Genomic DNA, 19,628 nt, shown 5'->3' with positions numbered 1-19,628 from the left:
GGGTATGCCGGCGGCCTCGCCGGTTCCTGGATCGCCCCGGCGTTGTCTCGGCCCGCGGACTGGACGCACGCGGCCTGTGACGTCGGCCAGGGTGACGCCATCCTTGTCCGTGAGGGAGGGGCGGTGGCGCTTCTTGACACCGGGGCAGACGCATCGCTCCTGACCGCCTGCCTGGGCGCACTGTCGGTCGACCGGCTGGATCTGCTCGTTCTCACCCATTTCGACCTCGACCATGTGGGCGGTGTGTCGGCGGTGGTCGGTCGCGCGAGCCTCGTGCTCGTCGGGGACCCGCAGAACGCGGCGGATGAACGCATCCTCGTCGACCTTGCGGCTGGAGGGGCAAGCATCCGGCGTGCCACCGCCGGGCTGAGCGGAACACTGGGCGGGTCGCGTTGGCGGGCGCTCTGGCCGCCTCCGCGTGCCGGGCCGGTGTGGACAGGCAACACCGGCAGCGTGACCCTCCTTTTCGAGGCATCCGATGGCACCCGTTCGTTGTTTCTCGGCGACCTGGATCAGCGCGCCCAGGACCGGATCCTCGACAATCGCTCGCTCGGGGGCCCGGTTGACCTGCTGAAGATGGCGCATCACGGTTCGGCGGACCAAAGCGAACGGATGTATGCCGTGGCCGGTGCCCGGCTGGCTCTCATCCCGGTGGGCGCCGACAATCGTCACGGCCATCCGACTCCTTCCGCGTTGGCTCTGCTCGAGGCAGCGGGCACGGCGGCGTACCGCACCGACACCTGCGGGATGATCGTCGTCGGCGGCCTGGCAACCGAGCCGGTGGTGTGGACCGCCCGGGCCTGCTGACGCCCGGGGGCGTCGGCGGTCGCCGGTAGGCTTGAGATGTGAGGACGGTGGACTGTGGCAGCTGCGCGTAGCGCGACATCGGCGAAAGCGCCCGCGAAGGTTGCGATCCCGCAATTGAGCTGGAACGCGATCCGCCCAGCGCCGATTGTGCTCGTCTCCGGAACGCAGGGGTTCCTTGCAGACCGCGCCATCCGGATGCTCCGCGATTACCTCCGGGTAGAAGACCCGAGCCTCGAAGTCAACGACATCGAAGCCGACAGCTACGCACCGGGCGAACTGCTGACCCTCGCGAGCCCGTCCCTGTTCAACGAACCGCGGATGATCCGGGTGACGAACGTGGAGAAGTGCTCGGACGAGTTCCTGGCCGAGGCGCTGGCGTATCTCGAATCTCCCGCCGAAGGCGCTTACGTCGTGCTCCGCCATGCCGGGGGAGTGCGCGGCAAAAAACTCCTCGACGCGATCCGCGCTTCCAAGTCGACGGCGATCGAAGTGGTCTGCGCCGAGTTGAAGAAGGAAAGCGACAAGTACGACTTCGCCGCTGCCGAATTCAAGACGGCAGGCAAGGCGATCCGCCCGGCCGCACTGCGGGCCGTGGTGTCCGCGTTCGCCGATGATCTCGCCGAGCTCGCCGGGGCGTGCGCACAACTGATCGCAGACAGTGGTTCCGAGGTGACCGAAGCGACGGTCACCCGGTACTACGGTGGCCGGGTCGAGACCAACGCATTCGCCGTCGCCGACGCGGCCATCGCCGGCCGGTACGCAGAAGCTCTTGTCGGCCTCCGTCACGCCCTCGCATCCGGCGCCGATCCGGTGCCGATTGTGGCTGCGTTCGCCAGTAAGCTCCGAACGATGGCGAAGGTGCAGGGTGGCAGGGGATCATCCGCCGACCTTGCCCGCCAGTTCGGCCTCGCCCCATGGCAGGTGGACCGGGCGCGCCGCGACCTCGCCGGCTGGACCGACCGCGGCCTCGGGCGCTGCATCCAGGTTCTCGCCGACACCGATGCCAGCGTCAAAGGCGCCGGTCGCGACCCGGTCTATGCCCTCGAACGAATGATCCACACGATTGCGCGCCGAGGCCGCTGAACGCACCGCGGGAGTAACCCGCAGCACCCTCCGCCGCGGCGCGAAGGCCCGCACATGGCGCAGATGAACACGGGTGCGGGCCGCGCACGCCCGTTCATCCGTCACGAAGGTCAGATATCCGGCGGGGAAGTCGGCATATGGGCCGGATGAACGCGGATGCCACCGCGAGGGTCGCACGCCGCTGCACCGCGTTAACCACCACAGGCTCCGCCGAAGCGGAGCCTGTGGTGAAGAAGAAGGTGCTGCTTAGAGCGAAGCGACCTTCTTGGCCAGAGCCGACTTGCGGTTCGCTGCCTGGTTCTTGTGGATGACGCCCTTGCTCACGGCCTTGTCGAGCTTCTTCGCGGCAGTCTTCAGGGTGGACTCAGCCTGAGCCTTGTCGCCGGCGAGGATTGCCTCGCGGGCCTGGCGGACGACGGTCCGGAGCTGGCTCTTGATCGCCTTGTTGCGCTCCGTTGCCTTCTTGTTGGTGCCGATTCGCTTGATCTGCGACTTAATGTTTGCCACGTTTGATAGCTTTCCGTTGTATTTCGAATGGGATGTGCCACTGGGCGAGAGAGGGCGCTTCGCGGCTAAAATCGTGCGGGGCAACCCACACGCAAGTCAAGGAGTAACGATACCAGTTCCGGGGCCATTCTCGGAAATCTGCGGCGAATCGACAGCCAGTGCCCTCGCCGCATCCGTCACCGCCCGGCTGAACTGCTCCGGTTTGACGAGGCTGACGAGATGAGTCGCCCGCGGTACGACGACGACGGATGCGTCCGGCCGCGCTCGGAGGAACGCCCGCTGCGAGAGCCGGAAATGGTCCAGTCCGCCCATCACGAACCACACGGGGCCCGGGTAGCGGCGGAGCCCGTCGAGTGGGTCGAGCGTGCCGACGGCTTTCAGCGCCTCGTCCATCACCTCGAGAGCCACCCCGCCTGCGGACATGTCCGTCACACCGTCGGCCGGGAGAAAACGGCGGGCCATGGCGTCGTTGAGCCACGCCCCCCGGTCCGGGAACCGGTAGATGGCTCGAGCGAGCGCGCGGTAGCCCCACAGTCCGACTCCGCGGGGCAATGTCTGGCAGCTCGCCGCCACCAGCCCGGTCACCCGACCGGGGTTCTGGCCGGCGTAGTGGATGGACAGGTAGCCGCCGAGAGACAGTCCGACCAGCAGAACCGGCCCGGCATGCCGTGAGACGGCCTCGTCGATCGCCGACATCGATCCGTCGATGGTGAATGTCTCGCCAATCCGTGTGCCGTGGCCGGGAAGGTCGATGGCGTCGACCGTGAAGCCCTCTGCGCTGAGGTCCCGAACCTGGCGTCGCCACATGGTTCCGGACGTGCGGATGCCGTGGACCAGCACGATCGCGGGCAGCGGAGTCACCCTGTCATTGTGCCACCGGCATCCGGGCAGGTCGATGGGCGGAACTCACCGCGGGGCGGTTCATGGGACAATGGGGAGTTAGTCCATCCCTACCCCGTTACAGATCCCCGAGGAACGCGTGAGCCCCAAAGCTGCGAAGGCACTTGAGCCTGCCGCTACCGACCCGTCGTTCATCCGCAACTTCTGCATCATCGCGCACATCGACCACGGCAAGTCGACTCTCGCCGACCGGATGCTGTCGGTCACCGGAGCGGTCGCCGATCGCGACATGCGCGCGCAGTACCTCGACCGGATGGACATCGAGCGCGAACGTGGCATCACGATCAAGAGCCAGGCGGTGCGGATGCCGTGGGAGCTTGACGGTCAGACCTACGCCCTCAACATGATCGACACGCCTGGCCACGTCGACTTCACCTACGAGGTGTCCCGCTCACTCGCGGCCTGTGAAGGAGCGATTCTTCTCGTCGACGCCGCCCAGGGCATCGAGGCGCAGACCCTCGCGAACCTGTACCTGGCGATGGAGAACGACCTCGAGATCATCCCCGTTCTCAACAAGATCGACCTGCCGGCCGCTGACCCGGAGAAGTACGCCAAGGAGATCGCCAACCTCATCGGCGGCAAGCCGGAGGACGTCCTCAAGGTGTCAGGCAAAACCGGCGCCGGTGTCGAGCAACTCCTCGACCGTGTCGTCCAGCGCATCCCGAACCCGGTCGGCGACCCGAATGCGCCGACCCGCGCGATGATCTTCGACTCCGTCTACGACACCTACCGCGGTGTTATCACCTACGTGCGGATGATCGACGGGCACCTCAGTCCCCGGGAACGCATTCAGATGATGTCGACGCGAGCCGTCCACGAACTCCTGGAGATCGGCGTCAGCTCGCCCGAACCGACTCCCACCCAGGGTCTCGGCGTCGGTGAGGTCGGTTACCTCATCACCGGGGTGAAGGACGTGCGCCAGTCGAAGGTCGGCGACACCGTCACCACCGCGATGAAGCCGGCCACCGTCGCGCTGCCCGGCTACACCGACCCGAAGCCGATGGTGTTCTCGGGCCTGTACCCGATCGACGGGAGCGATTACCCGGTCCTGCGGGATGCGCTCGACAAGCTCAAACTCTCCGACGCGTCCCTCAACTATGAGCCCGAGACATCCGTCGCCCTCGGATTCGGATTCCGCTGCGGGTTCCTCGGGCTCCTCCACCTCGAGATCGTCACCGAACGGCTCGAACGGGAGTTCAACCTCGACCTCATCGCCACAGCGCCGAGCGTGACCTACCAGGTGACCACAGACGACAAGAAGACCGTCACCGTCACCAACCCGAGCGAGTTCCCCGGCGGAAAGATCGCCTCCGTCGAGGAACCGATGGTCAAGGTCGGTATCCTCGCGCCCAAAGACTACGTCGGCTCGATCATGGAACTCTGCCAGGGCCGCCGGGGCTCTCTCCTCGGCATGGAGTACTTCGGAGAGGACCGGGTCGAGCTGCGCTACACGATGCCGCTCGGTGAGATCGTCTTCGACTTCTTCGACCATCTCAAGAGCCGCACGCAGGGCTACGCGTCGCTCGACTACGAACCGTCCGGCTCGCAGTCCGCCGACCTCGTCAAGGTCGACATCCTGCTGCAGGGTGAACAGGTCGACGCGTTCAGCGCGATCGTCCACCGGGAGAAGGCATACGCCTACGGCCTGCTGATGACCGAGCGGCTGAAGAAGCTCATCCCGCGCCAGCAGTTCGAGGTGCCGATCCAGGCTGCCATCGGCGCGCGGATCATCGCGCGGGAGTCTGTCCGCGCCATCCGCAAGGACGTGCTCGCGAAGTGCTACGGCGGCGACATCAGCCGTAAACGCAAACTGCTCGAGAAGCAGAAAGAGGGCAAGAAGCGTATGAAGATGGTCGGCAGGGTCGAGGTCCCCCAGGAGGCCTTCATCGCCGCGCTGTCCGGAGAGACCGAGACGAAAGAAAAGAAGTAGCGGATGCGCCGAAGCAACTTCGAGGACCAGCCGGTCGACTATGCAGCAGTCGGCGCCACCCAGGCGCACGACCTCATGCAGTATCCGCCGCGTGGCTTCACGCCGTTCGAAGCATCCATCCGGCTGGGAAGCGGTCGGGAGCGGTTCGCCACGGCATCGGCGTCGCTGCTCAGCTGGGAAGTCCAGCGGGCTTCGGGTATCGATGTGCTCGACGTGAAGGCAGACGCGAGCCAGCGCTATGGCGGCATCCGGTACGACGAGGACGGAACGGCTCTCGAGCCGATCGCCGTGTCGACCGAGCAGCGCTTCGCCGCTGACGGAACGCCGTACGTCGCATCCGGGTCGACGGCGCGGCTGCGCGGACGGGTCGGCTCCTTCGCCATCGATCAGCGCATCCGGGTCGTCTTCCTTCTCGAAGAACCCACCGTTGTCGCCTTCGCTTACGGCACCGTCGGCGGAAACCGGGTCAGCGGCGAGGAACTCTTCCGCGTCGAGCACCGCGACGACGACTCCGTCTGGTTCAGCGTCCGCTCATTCACCCGGCCGGTTTCGCTCGGCTACCGCCTGTTCCCGCCCCTGCTCACGCTGCGGCGCAAGGCATTTACGACGGCATCCCTGCGTGCACTGTCGCCGCTGTGGTCGACCCCGGCGGTCTGACGTGCCCGTTCCGTTCCCCGTGCACCGCTGATGGCCGGTCCTCAGCCGATCGCCGACCCGGCACCGGTCGACGGCGCACTCCCGGGCTCTGTGCTCGACGGAGCCGACGAGCGGATGCTGTCGGTCTACCTGCACGTCCCGTTCTGCCGGGTGCGCTGCGGCTACTGCGATTTCAACACGTACACCGCGACAGAACTGCGCGGTGCGAAGCAGTCGGACTACGCGAGCGAGGCATCCGCCGAGGTTGCCTTCGCCGGAGCCACCCTCCGCGCCAGCGGGCTTCCTGAGCGACCGGCCTCAACGGTATTCTTCGGCGGGGGAACCCCGACTCTGCTTCCCGCCGGTGACCTCATCCGGATGCTCGACTCGGTGCGCACATCGATCGGGCTCGCCGAAGACGCCGAAATCACGACCGAGGCGAACCCCGACTCGGTCGACGCCGACTATCTGGCCGCACTGGCAGACGCCGGTTTCACTCGCGTCTCCTTCGGGATGCAGTCGGCGGTGCCGCACGTCCTCGCCACACTGGAGCGGACCCACGATCCAGACCGGGTTCCGCTCGTCGTCGAATGGGCTCGGCACGCAGGCCTCCAGGTGAGCGTGGACCTGATCTACGGCACACCGGGGGAGAGCCTCGGTGACTGGGCCCGCTCAGTGGACGCCGCCCTCGCGACGAACCCTGACCACCTTTCGGCTTACTCGCTGATCGTCGAGGCCGGCACGAAGCTCGCCAGGCAGATCAAATCGGGTTCCGTTGCCCAGCCGGATGAGGATCTCCAGGCCGACATGTATGAACTGGTGGACGCGAAACTCGACGCGGCCGGTTTCTCCTGGTACGAGGTGAGCAACTGGTCCACCGGCCCTGAGTCGCGCTCCCGCCACAACCTCGCCTACTGGCGGAGCCAGGACTGGTGGGGGATCGGCCCGGGCGCGCACAGCCACATCGGCGGGGTTCGCTGGTGGAACGTCAAGCACCCGGCGGCTTATGCCGGCCGGATGAGCGAAGGCCTGTCTCCTGGAGCGGGCCGGGAGACGCTCTCTCCCCAGACGCGGGAACTGGAGCGGATACTGCTCCTCAGCCGCACACGCGACGGCATCCTGATTCCCAGCCTGCCGTCCGAGTCCCGCGTCGCCGTCGCCGGTCTGATCGCCGACGACCTGGTTCACGCGGAAGCCGCCCTACGCGGTCGAGTTGAACTCACCTTGCGCGGGCGGCTTCTGGCTGATGCGGTGGTTCGCCGGCTCACGGTGTGAGCCGGCGAACCGCCTTTCCGCTCGTGCTTACTTCACCATGCGGATGGCGTGGAAGTAGCGGTACGCCTCACCGTTGTTGACCTTCACCCCGGCGATGATGCCGAAGATGATGCCGAGCACTCCGACGATCCAGGCGAGCGGCCACAGCAGGAAGCCGATCAGAATTATCGCGAGGATAGCGCCAAGGACGTAGAGGCCGATGACATAGATCGTCACTGTGAGCTGGAAGTTCAGCGCTTCCTTCGACTCCTGGCGGGTGAATGGGCCGCGGTCCTTGAACACCAGGTAGATGATGAGCGGAGCGATCCAGCCCGCGGTGCCTGCACCGAGGAACGCTCCGAGTGCCCCACCGAAGTGGGCGAACGACGCCCACTGCTTGTCCTCGGCCTGGGTCAACGGTGCCGCTCCGGTCTGCTGCCCCTGATACGGGTACTGCTGCGGAGGCACCTGGCCGCCGTATGGCTGCTGGCCGTACGGCTGCTGGCCGTACGGCTGGCCGGGAGGCGGCTGCTGGCCCTGGTACGGCTGGTCTGGGTACGGCTGCCCGGGCTGGGGCTGCTGCCCGGCGTACGGGGGCTGGCCGGACGCGGGCCCCTGTGGAGGATTCTGGGACGGGTCAACCGGGGGTTGCGCGTTGGGGTCGGTCATGGCCAAGCCTTTCAATCGATGGCGCTCGTTGTGCTCTGGTGCGTCCGATCGCCACTACACGGGCGGTGACGGGCTTCAGCTAAAAGTAACGCTGTTCAGGACGTTCGGCAATTACTTCGTCTGCGCGGCGCGCGCTAGAATTGGCACTCAGGCCATTTGAGTGCCAACGACATGAACGCGATTCGAGCGGGAGAGGTGCAGTTATGGTTTCTGATCGCAGCCTCGAAGTGCTCCGTGTAATCGTGCAGGACTACGTCGCCAGTCGTGAACCCGTCGGATCGAAGGCGATCGTCGAAAGGCACTCCTTCGGTGTTTCGGCGGCAACCATCCGCAACGACATGGCGCAACTGGAGGACGAGGAGCTCATCTCCGCTCCTCACACCTCATCCGGACGGATCCCGACAGACAAGGGATACCGGCTCTTCGTCGACCGGCTCGCCGACCGCAAGCCGCTCTCTGAAGCGCAGAGGGAAGCCATCCGGACCTTCCTCGGGCAGTCCGTCGATCTTGACGACGTTCTCATGCGCACGGTTCGGCTGCTGTCGCAGATCACGAACCAGGTGGCCATCGTGCAGTACCCGTCATTCGCCAGGGCTCAGGTCCGGCATGTCGAACTGGTCAGCCTGACCGAACGGCGCGTGCTGACCGTTCTGATCACAGATACCGGCCGGGTCGAGCAACAGGTTGTTGAGATGGAGCACCCGGTCGACGCAGATCGCCTCGAGCGCGTCAAAGCCACGCTCAACGCCCTGCTCGGTGGCGCCAACATCGAGGCGTCCGCCGCCATTCTCGACGAGGCCCGTGCGGAGGCCGCGCCGGACGACGAAGTGCTCATGGCCAGGATCACCCAGGCGCTTGCCGAAGGATTCGCTGAGTACCGCCACGACAAACTCGTCATGGCAGGCGCCGCCAACCTCGCCCGCACGGAGGAAGACTTCTCCGGAAGCATCTACCCCGTGCTCGAAGCCCTGGAACAGCAGGTCGTCCTGCTCCGCCTGTTCGGCGAGATGGCCGTCGACCGTGGCGGAGTATCCGCCTCCATCGGGCGCGAGAACGAGTCATTCGGGCTGGGCGAGACCTCGGTGATCGCAAGCGACTACCGTTCCTCTGCTGGCGAACTTGCCAGGCTCGGCGTGCTCGGACCCACGAGAATGGATTACACCAACAACCTCGCCGCCGTGCGAGCCGTTGCCCGTTACCTGTCCCACCAGCTCGGTGAGGACTAACCAGTCGCCGTGCTCGGCGACGTGCATCATTCCCCGGTCGTTCAGCGAGCACAGCGAAGACCCTCACAACGAAAGGCCTTGAGTGGCTGACCATTACGAAGTTCTCGGAGTGTCCCGCGAGGCGACCACCGATGAAATCAAGAAGGCCTACCGGCGACTCGCCCGGGAGCTGCATCCCGATGTGAACCCGGGCGCCGAGGCATCCGAACGGTTCAAAGAGGTGACGCACGCCTACGACGTGCTCAGCGACGCGAAACAACGCCAGCAGTACGACCTGGGTGGCTCAGGCGGCATGGGCGGTGCCGGTGGATTCGGCGGGTTCGGCGACATCTTCGACACCTTCTTCGGCGGCCAGCAGCAGCGCGGTCCCAAGTCCCGGCGGGAGCGCGGCCAGGACGCTCTTCTTCGCGTCGAGGTCGACCTCGCCGAAGTCATCTTCGGAACCCACCGCGACCTCGAGGTCGACACAGCCGTACTGTGCAACACCTGCCAGGGATCGTGCTGCCAGCCAGGAACGTCTCCGGTCACCTGCGACATCTGCCGCGGCACAGGATCGATCCAGCGCGCTGTCCGATCGCTTCTCGGCAACGTCATGACCTCGACCCCGTGTGGAACCTGCCGTGGTCACGGCACGGTGATCCCGCACCCCTGCGTCACCTGTCAGGGACAGGGCCGCGTCCGCGACCGCCGGACCGTTCCTGTGGACATCCCCGCCGGTGTCGACACCGGCCTGCGCCTGCAGATGCCGGGCAGCGGCGAGATCGGCCCTGCCGGTGGACCCCACGGTGACCTTTACCTCGAGATCAAGGTCCGCAACGACGAACGGTTCAGCCGCAATGGCGACGACCTGCTCTGCACCCTCGACGTGCCGATGACGGATGCCATCCTCGGCGTGACGACGACCATCCACGCCCTCGACGGAGACGTCGACGTCGAGCTGAAGCCGGGCACCCAGAGTTCCGAAGTGCTCACCGTCAAAGGGCGAGGTGTGACCAAACTGCGCGGCACCGGTCGCGGCGATCTGCGCATCGGCATCCAGGTCGTCACTCCGACCCGGCTTGACCATCGCGAGAAGGAACTGATCAAGGCGTTCGCCGCCGGACGCGACCAGAAAGCGACCCAGCTCGGATCCTTCCAGCAGGGACTCTTCTCCAAACTCCGCGACCGTTTCCTGAACTGAGATGAGCAGTCTCTACCTACGCGAGGATCTCGGCACCGCGGAGAACGGTGCCATGGTCGAACTGGCCGGCGCGGAAGCGAAGCATGCCGTCACGGTCAACCGCTCACGCATCGGAGACGAGATCCGGATCGGCAACGGTCGTGGACTGATCGTCCGCGGTGTGATCGAAACGCTTGAGCTGGGGACCGTCGGCGTCCGGGCGATCGAGGTGACGGTGGAGCAGGAGCCCTCGCCCCGCTTGGTGCTGGTGCAGGCTCTCGCCAAAGGCGACAGGGACGAGATGGCGATTCAGGCGGCGACGGAACTCGGCGTGTCCGCCATCATCCCGTGGGCTGCGTCCAGGAGCGTGTCCCGTTGGGAGGGAATGAAGAAGGAGAAAGGACGGATCCGGTGGGAGACGATCGTCCGGGAGGCGTCCAAGCAATCCATCCGGTCCTTCGTGCCTCCCGTCTTCCCGATCGCATCGACCGCTGACCTCCAGAAGCTCGCGGGAACAAGCCGCGTGGTTCTCCTCGACCCGACCGCCTCCGAGCGGCTCAGCCAGCTCGATGTCGCCGGCGACGGCAGGGACATCCTGCTGGTCGTCGGGCCAGAGGGCGGGATCAGCGACGCCGAACTGGAGAGCGTCTCGGCTGCCGGTGCGATCCGGACCCGCCTCGGCGACACCGTTCTGCGGACCTCGTCCGCCGGGCCGGCCGCCCTCGCTGTCCTCAATGTGGCGCTGGGCCGCTGGTGAACGCTCATCCACAGCCCGCCGGCCAGCTGACCTTCGTAGGATAGGACCATGTCGACGACAGAACCCAGCATCTTCACCCGCATCATCTCGCGTGAGATCCCTGCCAGCATCGTGGCCGAGACCGACCGTCTGATCGCGTTCAACGACATCGCGCCGAAGGCGCCCGTGCACATCCTCGTCGTGCCGAAGACCCCCGAGTACACGAATGTCGCTGAACTTGCGGCGGGTGACCCGGAACTCCTCGCAGAGCTCGTCACGCTGGCGCAGCAGATCGCGAACGAACACGGCGGCCAGTTCCGCCTCATCTTCAACACGGGCGAGAAGGTCGGCCAGACCGTCTTCCACGTCCATGCCCACATTCTCATCGGCGACCTCGGAGAGGATCCACGTGCCGATTTCCAATGACCCAGTATCCAACGGCGAACCCGTCGGCGAACCGGCGATCGCCGAAGCACGATTGCACGTCGACGGAGTCGCCATGGTCCGGCTCCTCGGCGCTCAGGACCGGCTCCTGACGACCATCGAAACCCAGTACCCGGCGGTGTCGTTGCACGTCCGCGGCAACGACATCACCCTCACCGGTGACGCGGCGCAGGTACGCGCCGCCCACAACCTCATCGCCGAACTGATCGACATGGTGCGGCAAGGCCAGGAGCTCGAGCCGGTCGAGGTGCTCTCGTCTGCACGGATCCTCGAGGACGGCTCCGGCAAACCAGCCGACCTGCTCGGGCAGGCGATCCTCACCTCACGGGGCCGGAGCATCCGCCCCAAGACACTCGGGCAGAAGCAGTACGTCGACGCCATCGACGAGAACACCATCGTGTTCGGTATCGGGCCTGCCGGTACCGGCAAGACGTACCTCGCCATGGCCAAGGCCGTGCAGGCGCTGCAGCGCAAGGAGGTCGAGCGGATCATCCTGACTCGCCCGGCAGTGGAAGCGGGGGAGCGACTCGGTTTCCTGCCCGGCACCCTCACCGACAAGATCGACCCGTATCTGCGCCCGCTGTTCGACGCGCTCAACGAGATGATGGACCCCGAACTGGTGCCCAAGCTGCTCGCAGCGGGCACCGTCGAGGTCGCGCCGCTCGCCTACATGCGCGGCCGCACGCTGAACAACTCGTTCATCGTGCTCGACGAAGCGCAGAACACGACGCCCGAACAAATGAAGATGTTCCTCACCAGGCTCGGTTTCGGCTCGAAGATCGTCGTCACCGGTGACATCACCCAGGTGGACCTCCCGGTCTCCTCGTCCGGGCTCCGACTGGTCACCCGAGTCCTCGCCGACGTCGACGACATCCACTTCTCGCGGCTGACAAGCGACGACGTCGTGCGTCACAGCCTCGTGGCTCGGATCGTCGACGCCTACAGCGAATACGACCAGGTCAGGCAGGCGGAACGGTTTGAGCGGGGACAGGCCCAGGAGTTCGCCAACCGCGCGGAACGGCGAGGCGCCTCGCCACGCGACCGGATGCCCAGGAGGGGCAAGAGTTCATGAGCATTGAGATCAACAACGAATCCGCCATCCCCGTTGACGAAGCGGCGCTGCTCCGCCTCGCCGACTTCGCTCTCGGAGCCATGCACGTGAGCCAGGAGGCCGACCTCAACATCGTGCTCGTGGACGAAGCGGCGATGGAACAGCTTCACGTGCAGTGGATGGATGAACCGGGCCCCACCGACGTGCTCAGCTTCCCGATGGACGAACTGCGACCGGGCACCGAAGACACCCCCACCCCCGCAGGGCTCCTCGGTGACATCGTCCTGTGCCCGCAGGTCGCCGAAGCGCAAGCCGAAACGGCCGGACACTCGACGTTGCAGGAGCTCCTGCTTCTCACCACCCACGGCATCCTCCACCTTCTCGGGTTCGACCACGCCGAACCCGAGGAAGAGCGGGAGATGTTCGGGATCCAGCGCGACATCCTGCTCGGGTTCTCGGTGCAGGAGCGTTCCACCCGGTGATGATCCTCTACTGGTTCATCGGCATCGCTCTGCTCCTCGTCGCCTTCGGCGGGCTGATGGCCGCAGCGGACGCAGCCATCAGCGTCACCTCACGTGCCGTGATGGCCGAGCTGGCGGATGGTTCGCGCAAGCCGGTGTACCTGCGGGCCATCGCCGAGGACCCGGGAGCGCACCTCAACGCCATCAACTTCATCCGCGTTCTCGCCGAGACGACCGCTGCGGTGCTCGTCACCCTCGCGTTCGCGTTGACCATCGACGAGCCGTGGCTCGTGCTGCTGTACTCGGCGCTCATCATGACGGCGGTCTCATTCGTACTCGTCGGCGCCAGCCCGCGCAGTTTCGGACGCTCGCACGCTGAGGCGCTGCTGCGCATCGCCGCGCCGGTGATCAGGACCGTCCGGGTGCTCCTCGGCCCGCTGGCCAACGCCCTCGTGGCGTTCGGCAACCGGGTCACGCCGGGCGTCGCCCGCGAAGCTTCGTTCTCGTCAGAGGAACAGCTGCTCAACATGGTCGATGAGGCCACCGAACTCGACGTTCTCGAAGAGGACGACCGCGAACTCATCCACTCCATTTTCGAATTCAACGAAACCGTCGTCCGTGAAGTCATGGTGCCGAGGACCGACATGATCACTGTCGACGCCAACGTGTCGGTCCAGCAGGCGATGAGCCTGTTCCTGCGCACCGGGGTGTCCCGCATTCCCGTCACCGACGGCGAGGTGGACGACGTGGCCGGCGTCCTCTACCTCAAGGACGTCGTCCGTCTCATCCACGAGGGAGACGCCGCAGCGAATAACGTCAGCGTCCGTACCCTGGCGCGCGCTGCCCTGTTCGTGCCCGAGTCGAAGAAGGCCGACTCGCTGCTTCAGCAGATGCAGCTCGAATCGAACCACCTCGCCATGGTCGTCGACGAGTACGGCGGCATAGCTGGGCTGGTGACGCTCGAGGACTTGCTCGAAGAGCTCGTCGGCGACATCTCCGACGAGTACGACACCGACACACCGGATGTCGAGAAACTCAGCGAAGACGAATACCGGGTGAGCGCTCGGCTGCCCGTGGACGAACTCGGTGAATTGTTCGACCTGGAGATGGACGACGACGACGTCGACACCGTAGGCGGACTTCTCACCAAGGTTCTCGGCCGCTTGCCGGTTGCCGGATCGGTTGCCGAGACCGACGGCCTGAAGCTCACCGCCGAACGAACCGAGGGCAGGCGGAAACGCGTGAGCACGGTGATCGTGACTCGGACCGCGGCATTGCGGGACGTGCAGAGATCATATGAATCGATTGAGGAGTAGTCATGATGAATGACGATCAGAACACCGAGAACCCCAACACCGAGATGTCCGAGGAGAGGGCGCCTCAGGAGCGACCGCAGCCAGAACCTGAGGTGTTGCCGGATGCCGGTTACCGGGCCGGGTTCGTCTCCTTCGTCGGCCGGCCGAACGTCGGCAAGTCGACCCTGACCTACGCGCTCGTCGGCCAGAAGGTCGCGATCACCAGTTCAAAGCCGCAGACGACGCGTAAGGCGATCCGCGGCATCGTCCATGAGGACACCGGGCAGCTCATCATCGTCGATACCCCGGGAATCCACCGGCCGAGGACACTCCTCGGAGAACGGCTCAACGACCTCGTCCAGACGACGTTGAGCGACGTCGACGTCATTGGCCTGTGCGTCCCCGCCAATGAAAAGATCGGGCCGGGCGACAAGTTCATCAACGAACAACTCGACCACTACCCGAGGGCGAAGAAAGTAGCCATCGTCACCAAGATCGACGCTGCGCCCCGTCCGACGACCGCCGAGCAGCTCGCAGAGGTGCAGAAGCTGCGTGAGTGGGACCTGATCATTCCTGTTTCGGCAACCAGCAGCATCCAGCTCGACATTCTCGTCCGTGAACTCATCGCGCTCATGCCGACCTCTGAACCGCTGTACCCGGCGGATGCGGTCACCGACGAGATCCTCGAAGACCGGATCTCCGAGTACATCCGTGAGGCTTCCCTCGAGGGCGTCCACGACGAACTGCCGCACTCCATCGCCGTCACCATCGACGACATGATCGAGCGCGAAGACAAGGACATCCTCGAGATCTTCGCGAACATCTTCGTTGAGCGTGACAGCCAGAAGGCCATCATCATCGGCAAGGGCGGTTCGCGGCTGCGGGATGTCGGCCAGCAGGCTCGGATCCCGATCGAGAAACTCGTTGGCAAGCAGGTCTTCCTGTCCATCCGCGTGAAGGTGGCGAAGGATTGGCAGCGCGACCCGAAGCTGCTCGGCCGTCTGGGCTTTTAGCCGTACACCCGCGTGCTGGGCAAGCTCGGGCTTCGCGACCGGGCAGCTCGTCATCTTCGCCGACGAGCACGGTCTGAAGCCAGGCGGTTCTCCGGGGAGATGACCCAGATGTTGCCGGCCGACTTGCTCACCATGCCCGCTTGTGGAAGCGGGCGCCGCGCAACTCGCCTCAGTCGCTCTCGCCGGAGGACCGCTGTCCGCGCATTTATGCACGAAATCGACGCGTCGCTGCACAAAGTGCACGGATTCGCCACAGCTGCGGGCTAAACGGTGTTAGCCTGTTCCTGTGTTGTTCGGCGCTCTGCTCCTTAGCTGCCGCGGCGAGGCTTCCTTCTAAGCCTTCTCGTCGCGGGGTTTGTCGTTGGCTTTCCACACACGCGAGGAGAATAGAACAATGAGAAACAACCAGGCGGCTTCGGCCATGCCGATCCACAAGTACCGCCCGTACCACGAGCAGATCGCCGTGGATCTGCCCGACCGCACCTGGCCGACGAAGCGAATCACGACGGCGCCCCGCTGGTGCGCTGTCGACCTCCGCGACGGTAACCAGGCGCTCATCGACCCGATGAGCCCGGAACGCAAGCGGATCATGTTCGATCTGCTCGTGCGGATCGGTTATAAGGAGATCGAGGTCGGCTTCCCCAGCGCCAGTCAGACCGACTTCGACTTCGTCCGCAGTCTCATCGAAGAGAACGCGATCCCGGACGACGTCACCATTCAGGTTCTCACCCAGGCGCGCGACCACCTCATCCAGCGCACCTACGAGTCCATCGCGGGTGCGAAGCAGGCTATCGTGCACCTGTACAACTCGACCAGCGTGCTTCAGCGCGAAGTCGTCTTCCGCACAGACAAGCAGGGCATCATCGACATCGCCCTGCACGGCGCTAGGGTCTGCCGCGAGATGGAAAAGCTCATCCCGGAGACAACGGTCTACTACGAGTACTCGCCAGAGAGCTACACCGGCACCGAACTCGAGTACGCCGTCGACGTGTGCAACCAGGTGCTCGATGTCTTCGAACCGACACCGGAGCGGAAGGTCATCATCAACCTTCCCTCCACCGTCGAGATGGCGACGCCGAACGTCTATGCCGACTCGATCGAGTGGATGTCACGTCACCTCAACCACCGCGAGAACGTCATCCTGTCACTGCACCCGCACAACGACCGGGGTACCGCCGTCGCCGCAGCCGAACTCGGCTACCTGGCGGGCGCCGACCGCATCGAAGGCTGCCTCTTCGGAAACGGCGAACGCACGGGCAACGTCGACCTCGTCGCTCTCGGCATCAACCTGTTCACCCAGGGCATCGACCCGCAGATCGACTTCAGCGACGTCGATGAGATCAAGCGCACAGCTGAATACTGCAACCAGTTGAAGGTGCACGAGCGCAGCCCGTGGGCCGGCGACCTCGTGTTCACCGCGTTCAGCGGGTCGCACCAGGATGCCATCAAGAAGGGTTTCGAGGCGATGGCTGCCGAAGCAGCTACCCGCGGATGCGACGTGAACGACCTGGTCTGGGCCGTACCGTACCTTCCGGTCGACCCGAAGGACCTCGGCCGCAGCTACGAAGCGGTCATCCGGGTCAACTCCCAGTCAGGAAAGGGCGGAGTCGCCTACCTGCTGAAGACAGACCACGCTCTCGACCTGCCTCGCAAACTGCAGATCGAGTTCTCCGGCGTCGTCCAGGCCGAGACCGACGAGCAGGGCGGTGAGATGACCAGCGAAGCGATCTGGAACATCTTCCAGGACGAGTACCTGCCCTCAGACAGCGAGAGCGAGAAGTGGGGCCGGTTCGAACTGCAGTCCACCCGGACGGCCAGCAGGCTCGCCGGATCGGTCGAGCTCGTGGTCGACCTCCGCGACGGCGATGAAGTGACCGAGGCGACGTCGACCGGCAACGGTCCGATCGCAGCCTTCCTCGGAGTGCTCCGCGAGCGGGGCATCGAAGTCACCCTCTACGACTACGTCGAGCACACCCTCGGGGCCAGCGGGGACGCACAGGCCGCAGCCTACGTCGAACTGCAGGTCGGTGACCGTCGCCTCTGGGGCGTCGGCATCGACGGAGACATCTCGACGGCATCCCTCAAGGCCGTGGTTTCGGCTGTCAACCGGGCGATCCGGTCGACGGCAGGCGACCGCGCCCTCGCGACGGTGTAGGCGAGCCGTCGGCGGGGGAGCGGCATCCTGCTGGATACTGGACTGTGCCCGTTTACCGTGATGAAGGTGTCGTGCTGCGCACCCACAAGCTGGGCGAAGCCGACAGGATCGTGACGCTGCTGACGCGTTCGCACGGCAAAGTCCGTGCGGTCGCGAAAGGCGTGCGCCGCACCGGCTCGAAGTTCGGTGCCCGGCTCGAACCGTTCATGGTGGCGGACCTGCAGTTGTACGAGGGCCGGTCACTCGACGTCATCAACCAGGCGGAGACGCTCGCGTCGTATGGCGCCCTGATCGCGGCAGACTACTCCGCGTACACGGCCGCTACCGTCATGGTGGAGACTGCGGACAAGCTGACCGAATCCGAGGGGTCCCTGCAGCAGTACCTGCTGCTGGTCGGGGCGCTGCGCTCCCTGGCGCGGCATGACCACGACTCGTCGTTGACCCTGGACTCGTACCTGCTGCGGGCGCTATCGCTGGCGGGGTGGGCACCGAGCTTCTTCGATTGCGCCCGCTGCCAGGCGCCCGGCCCTCACAACCACACCGTGGTGCAGCTCGGCGGAGTCGTCTGCGACCAATGCGCCCCACCGGGGAGTCCTCGTCTCGACGCGCAGACCATCGGTCTGCTTTCCTCTCTCCTCACCGGGGACTGGGACCACGCCGAGGCCTCCGACGAGGACACTCGGGCCCGCGCCAGCGGCGTCGCCGCCGCGTACACCCAGTGGCACCTCGAACGCGGGCTCAAGTCCCTCATCCACGTCTCCCGAGAGAAAGCCGACACGTGACGCCCAAGCCATTCACCCACCGGGATGCCGTCGAATACCGACCCCTCGACTGGACCGGGATCTACCCGCCCCAGCTTCCGGCGGCCGGGGTTCCGGAGCACGTTGCCATCGTCATGGATGGAAACGGCCGGTGGGCCAACCGGCAGGGGCTGCCGCGGGTGGAAGGCCACCGGGCCGGGGAAGCGGCGCTTCTCGATGTGGTGGCCGGCGCCATCCAGGTCGGGGTGAAACACCTCTCCGTCTACGCATTCTCCACCGAGAACTGGCGTCGTTCCCCCGACGAGGTCCGGTTTCTGATGGGCTTCAACCGCGACGTGCTTCACCGCAGGCGTGACCAGCTCAATGAGTGGGGGGTTCGCGTGAGGTGGGCCGGCCGCAAACCACGGCTGTGGGCATCCGTCATCAACGAACTGCAGTTCGCCGAGAAGCTGACGGCCGGGAACGACACGCTGACCCTGACGATGTGCGTCAACTATGGCGGCAGAACCGAGATCACGGATGCCGTCCGGCAGTTGGCGGAGCAGGTCGCCGCTGGCACGCTCAAGCCGTCCGGGATCACGGAGAAGGCGATCCAGCGCGCGCTCTACACGCCGGAACTGCCAGACGTCGACCTGTTCGTACGGAGTTCGGGGGAGCAGCGCACCAGCAACTTCCTGCTCTGGCAGAGTGCGTACGCCGAGATGGTTTTCCTCGACACCCTGTGGCCCGACTTCACCCGCGAAGACCTGTGGGAGGCGATCGGACTGTACATCGACCGCGACCGTCGGTTCGGTGGAGCGGTCGACAAGCCCGGGACGGCCTGACCTCCCTTCTCCGTCCGTCGGCGCCAGCTTCGATGTCACGTACGCGGGTTGTGGACCGTGAGATCCGGCGTTCGAGGCAACTGAACGGATGCGGCGCGGCTGCGGGTTCGGCGGTCGAGTGTGCCGGTCTTCGATGCCAGAAGTGGTCATCTGTGACGGACGAAGGCGGTCGCCTCCCGGAGTCGCGGTTCATCCGTCGCAGATGGCGGGTTTGTGCGACGGATGCCGACGTGTGGGGCGGACGAAGGCAGTCGCCTCCCGGAGTCGCGGTTCATCCGTCGCAGATGGCGGGTTTGTGCGACGGATGCCGACGTGTGGGGCGGACGAACGAATCGGAATCCGGAGCCCGGAGCCCGGCCGTACATCCGTCGCAGATGGCGGGTTTGTGCGACGGATGCCGACGTGTGGGGCGGACGAAGGCAGTCGCCTTCCGGAGTCGCGGTTCATCCGTCGCAGGTGGCGGGTTTGTGCGACGGATGCCGACGTGTGGGGCGGACGAAGGAAGCGGAATCCGGAGCCCGGCCGGACATCCGTCGCAGATGGCGGGTTTGTGCGACGGAAGCCGACGTGTGGGGCGGACGAACGAATCGGAATCCGGAGCCCGGCCGGAACCTCATGCACGCGGGGGAATACCGCTGCGAGGGCATGGGTTGTGCCAGAGGTGAGTGAATTCATCAAAATCGACATCTGGTCCGACATCGCCTGCCCCTGGTGCTA

Annotated in this window: 19 protein-coding genes; 16 read left to right on the top strand and 3 right to left on the bottom strand. The window is 65.6% G+C overall.

Annotation, left to right across the window (positions count from 1 at the left end; genetic code table 11):
* Positions 1–807: MBL fold metallo-hydrolase (locus JWP90_RS09890; protein WP_297363254.1), on the top strand; the 807-nt coding region annotated here is incomplete at its 5' end.
* A gap of 54 nt (positions 808–861) precedes the next feature.
* Entirely contained in the window at positions 862–1,890 is a 1,029-nt protein-coding gene (holA, locus tag JWP90_RS09885; protein WP_297363251.1) for a DNA polymerase III subunit delta, read from the top strand.
* 246 nt (positions 1,891–2,136) lie between these two features.
* Here the strand turns inward: holA and rpsT are convergent, their stop codons facing one another.
* Together rpsT and JWP90_RS09875 are read right to left on the bottom strand one after the other, a co-directional pair.
* Positions 2,137–2,397 carry a 30S ribosomal protein S20 gene (gene rpsT / locus JWP90_RS09880; RefSeq protein ID WP_297363248.1) on the bottom strand — a complete coding sequence of 87 codons (261 nt, stop codon included), beginning with the start codon at positions 2,395–2,397 and terminating at the stop codon, positions 2,137–2,139.
* A 96-nt stretch (positions 2,398–2,493) separates the two neighbouring features.
* Positions 2,494–3,258 (bottom strand): alpha/beta hydrolase, encoded by a 765-nt coding sequence (locus JWP90_RS09875; RefSeq protein WP_297363245.1) that lies wholly within the window; start codon positions 3,256–3,258, stop codon positions 2,494–2,496.
* Between the two features lie 118 nt (positions 3,259–3,376).
* On the opposite strand from JWP90_RS09875, the gene lepA reads away from it, so the two are divergent.
* From lepA to hemW, 3 genes are read left to right on the top strand one after another with little or no spacing between them, the layout of a single operon-like run.
* Positions 3,377–5,227 carry a translation elongation factor 4 gene (gene lepA, locus JWP90_RS09870; protein WP_297363242.1) on the top strand — a complete coding sequence of 617 codons (1,851 nt, stop codon included), beginning with the start codon at positions 3,377–3,379 and terminating at the stop codon, positions 5,225–5,227.
* Positions 5,228–5,230: 3 nt separating this feature from the next.
* Positions 5,231–5,884: a DUF1990 family protein gene (locus JWP90_RS09865; RefSeq protein ID WP_297363239.1), complete on the top strand. Its 654-nt coding sequence runs from the start codon at positions 5,231–5,233 to the stop codon at positions 5,882–5,884.
* A gap of 30 nt (positions 5,885–5,914) precedes the next feature.
* On the top strand, positions 5,915–7,138 hold the full coding sequence (gene hemW, locus JWP90_RS09860) for a radical SAM family heme chaperone HemW (RefSeq protein WP_297363237.1): 1,224 nt from the start codon (positions 5,915–5,917) through the stop codon (positions 7,136–7,138).
* A 27-nt stretch (positions 7,139–7,165) separates the two neighbouring features.
* On the opposite strand, the gene JWP90_RS09855 is transcribed toward hemW, so the two are convergent.
* Positions 7,166–7,786 carry a DUF4870 domain-containing protein gene (locus JWP90_RS09855; protein WP_297363234.1) on the bottom strand — a complete coding sequence of 207 codons (621 nt, stop codon included), beginning with the start codon at positions 7,784–7,786 and terminating at the stop codon, positions 7,166–7,168.
* 203 nt (positions 7,787–7,989) lie between these two features.
* Between JWP90_RS09855 and hrcA the strand changes: the two genes are divergently transcribed.
* The 11 genes from hrcA (at position 7,990) to JWP90_RS09800 (ending at position 18,911) form a co-directional block, all read left to right on the top strand.
* Complete coding sequence (hrcA, locus tag JWP90_RS09850) at positions 7,990–9,012, top strand: heat-inducible transcriptional repressor HrcA (RefSeq protein ID WP_297363232.1); 1,023 nt, start codon at positions 7,990–7,992, stop codon at positions 9,010–9,012.
* A gap of 82 nt (positions 9,013–9,094) precedes the next feature.
* Positions 9,095–10,192 (top strand): molecular chaperone DnaJ, encoded by a 1,098-nt coding sequence (dnaJ, locus tag JWP90_RS09845; protein ID WP_297363229.1) that lies wholly within the window; start codon positions 9,095–9,097, stop codon positions 10,190–10,192.
* A 1-nt stretch (position 10,193) separates the two neighbouring features.
* Positions 10,194–10,928, top strand: coding sequence for a 16S rRNA (uracil(1498)-N(3))-methyltransferase (locus tag JWP90_RS09840; RefSeq protein ID WP_297363226.1), 735 nt, complete (start codon positions 10,194–10,196; stop codon positions 10,926–10,928).
* A gap of 48 nt (positions 10,929–10,976) precedes the next feature.
* Positions 10,977–11,333, top strand: coding sequence for an HIT domain-containing protein (locus JWP90_RS09835; RefSeq protein WP_297363224.1), 357 nt, complete (start codon positions 10,977–10,979; stop codon positions 11,331–11,333).
* Positions 11,334–11,406: 73 nt separating this feature from the next.
* A complete protein-coding gene (locus JWP90_RS09830) occupies positions 11,407–12,423 on the top strand; it encodes a PhoH family protein (protein WP_297363263.1) in 1,017 nt (338 codons plus the stop codon).
* Positions 12,420–12,884: an rRNA maturation RNase YbeY gene (gene ybeY / locus JWP90_RS09825; RefSeq protein ID WP_297363220.1), complete on the top strand. Its 465-nt coding sequence runs from the start codon at positions 12,420–12,422 to the stop codon at positions 12,882–12,884. The genes JWP90_RS09830 and ybeY overlap by 4 nt, the downstream gene beginning before the upstream one ends.
* Positions 12,884–14,179, top strand: coding sequence for a hemolysin family protein (locus JWP90_RS09820; RefSeq protein ID WP_297363260.1), 1,296 nt, complete (start codon positions 12,884–12,886; stop codon positions 14,177–14,179). Before ybeY ends, JWP90_RS09820 begins: the two co-directional genes overlap by 1 nt.
* Before the next feature lie 95 nt (positions 14,180–14,274).
* Positions 14,275–15,171 carry a GTPase Era gene (gene era, locus JWP90_RS09815; RefSeq protein ID WP_297363257.1) on the top strand — a complete coding sequence of 299 codons (897 nt, stop codon included), beginning with the start codon at positions 14,275–14,277 and terminating at the stop codon, positions 15,169–15,171.
* A 394-nt stretch (positions 15,172–15,565) separates the two neighbouring features.
* On the top strand, positions 15,566–17,326 hold the full coding sequence (leuA, locus tag JWP90_RS09810) for a 2-isopropylmalate synthase (protein WP_297363217.1): 1,761 nt from the start codon (positions 15,566–15,568) through the stop codon (positions 17,324–17,326).
* 44 nt (positions 17,327–17,370) lie between these two features.
* A complete protein-coding gene (recO, locus tag JWP90_RS09805; protein WP_297363214.1) occupies positions 17,371–18,108 on the top strand; it encodes a DNA repair protein RecO in 738 nt (245 codons plus the stop codon).
* A complete protein-coding gene (locus JWP90_RS09800; protein WP_297363211.1) occupies positions 18,105–18,911 on the top strand; it encodes an isoprenyl transferase in 807 nt (268 codons plus the stop codon). The genes recO and JWP90_RS09800 overlap by 4 nt, the downstream gene beginning before the upstream one ends.
* Positions 18,912–19,628: the final 717 nt, after the last annotated feature.

Source organism: Mycetocola sp. (genome assembly GCF_025464835.1).
In the GTDB taxonomy this organism is placed as follows: Bacteria; Actinomycetota; Actinomycetes; order Actinomycetales; family Microbacteriaceae; genus Mycetocola_A.
This window is presented reverse-complemented; position numbering and strand designations above follow the sequence as displayed.

What these genes read in the sequence shown, in the direction of transcription:
- leuA (WP_297363217.1), top strand. Translation starts at nt 15,566, where the DNA reads ATGAGAAACAACCAGGCGGCTTCGGCCATGCCGATCCACAAGTACCGC.
- JWP90_RS09835 (WP_297363224.1), top strand. Translation starts at nt 10,977, where the DNA reads ATGTCGACGACAGAACCCAGCATCTTCACCCGCATCATCTCGCGTGAG.
- JWP90_RS09840 (WP_297363226.1), top strand. Translation starts at nt 10,194, where the DNA reads ATGAGCAGTCTCTACCTACGCGAGGATCTCGGCACCGCGGAGAACGGT.
- ybeY (WP_297363220.1), top strand. Translation starts at nt 12,420, where the DNA reads ATGAGCATTGAGATCAACAACGAATCCGCCATCCCCGTTGACGAAGCG.
- hrcA (WP_297363232.1), top strand. Translation starts at nt 7,990, where the DNA reads ATGGTTTCTGATCGCAGCCTCGAAGTGCTCCGTGTAATCGTGCAGGAC.
- hemW (WP_297363237.1), top strand. Translation starts at nt 5,915, where the DNA reads ATGGCCGGTCCTCAGCCGATCGCCGACCCGGCACCGGTCGACGGCGCA.
- JWP90_RS09830 (WP_297363263.1), top strand. Translation starts at nt 11,407, where the DNA reads ATGGTCCGGCTCCTCGGCGCTCAGGACCGGCTCCTGACGACCATCGAA.
- JWP90_RS09820 (WP_297363260.1), top strand. Translation starts at nt 12,884, where the DNA reads ATGATCCTCTACTGGTTCATCGGCATCGCTCTGCTCCTCGTCGCCTTC.
- JWP90_RS09865 (WP_297363239.1), top strand. Translation starts at nt 5,231, where the DNA reads ATGCGCCGAAGCAACTTCGAGGACCAGCCGGTCGACTATGCAGCAGTC.
- JWP90_RS09855 (WP_297363234.1), bottom strand. Translation starts at nt 7,786, where the DNA reads ATGACCGACCCCAACGCGCAACCCCCGGTTGACCCGTCCCAGAATCCT.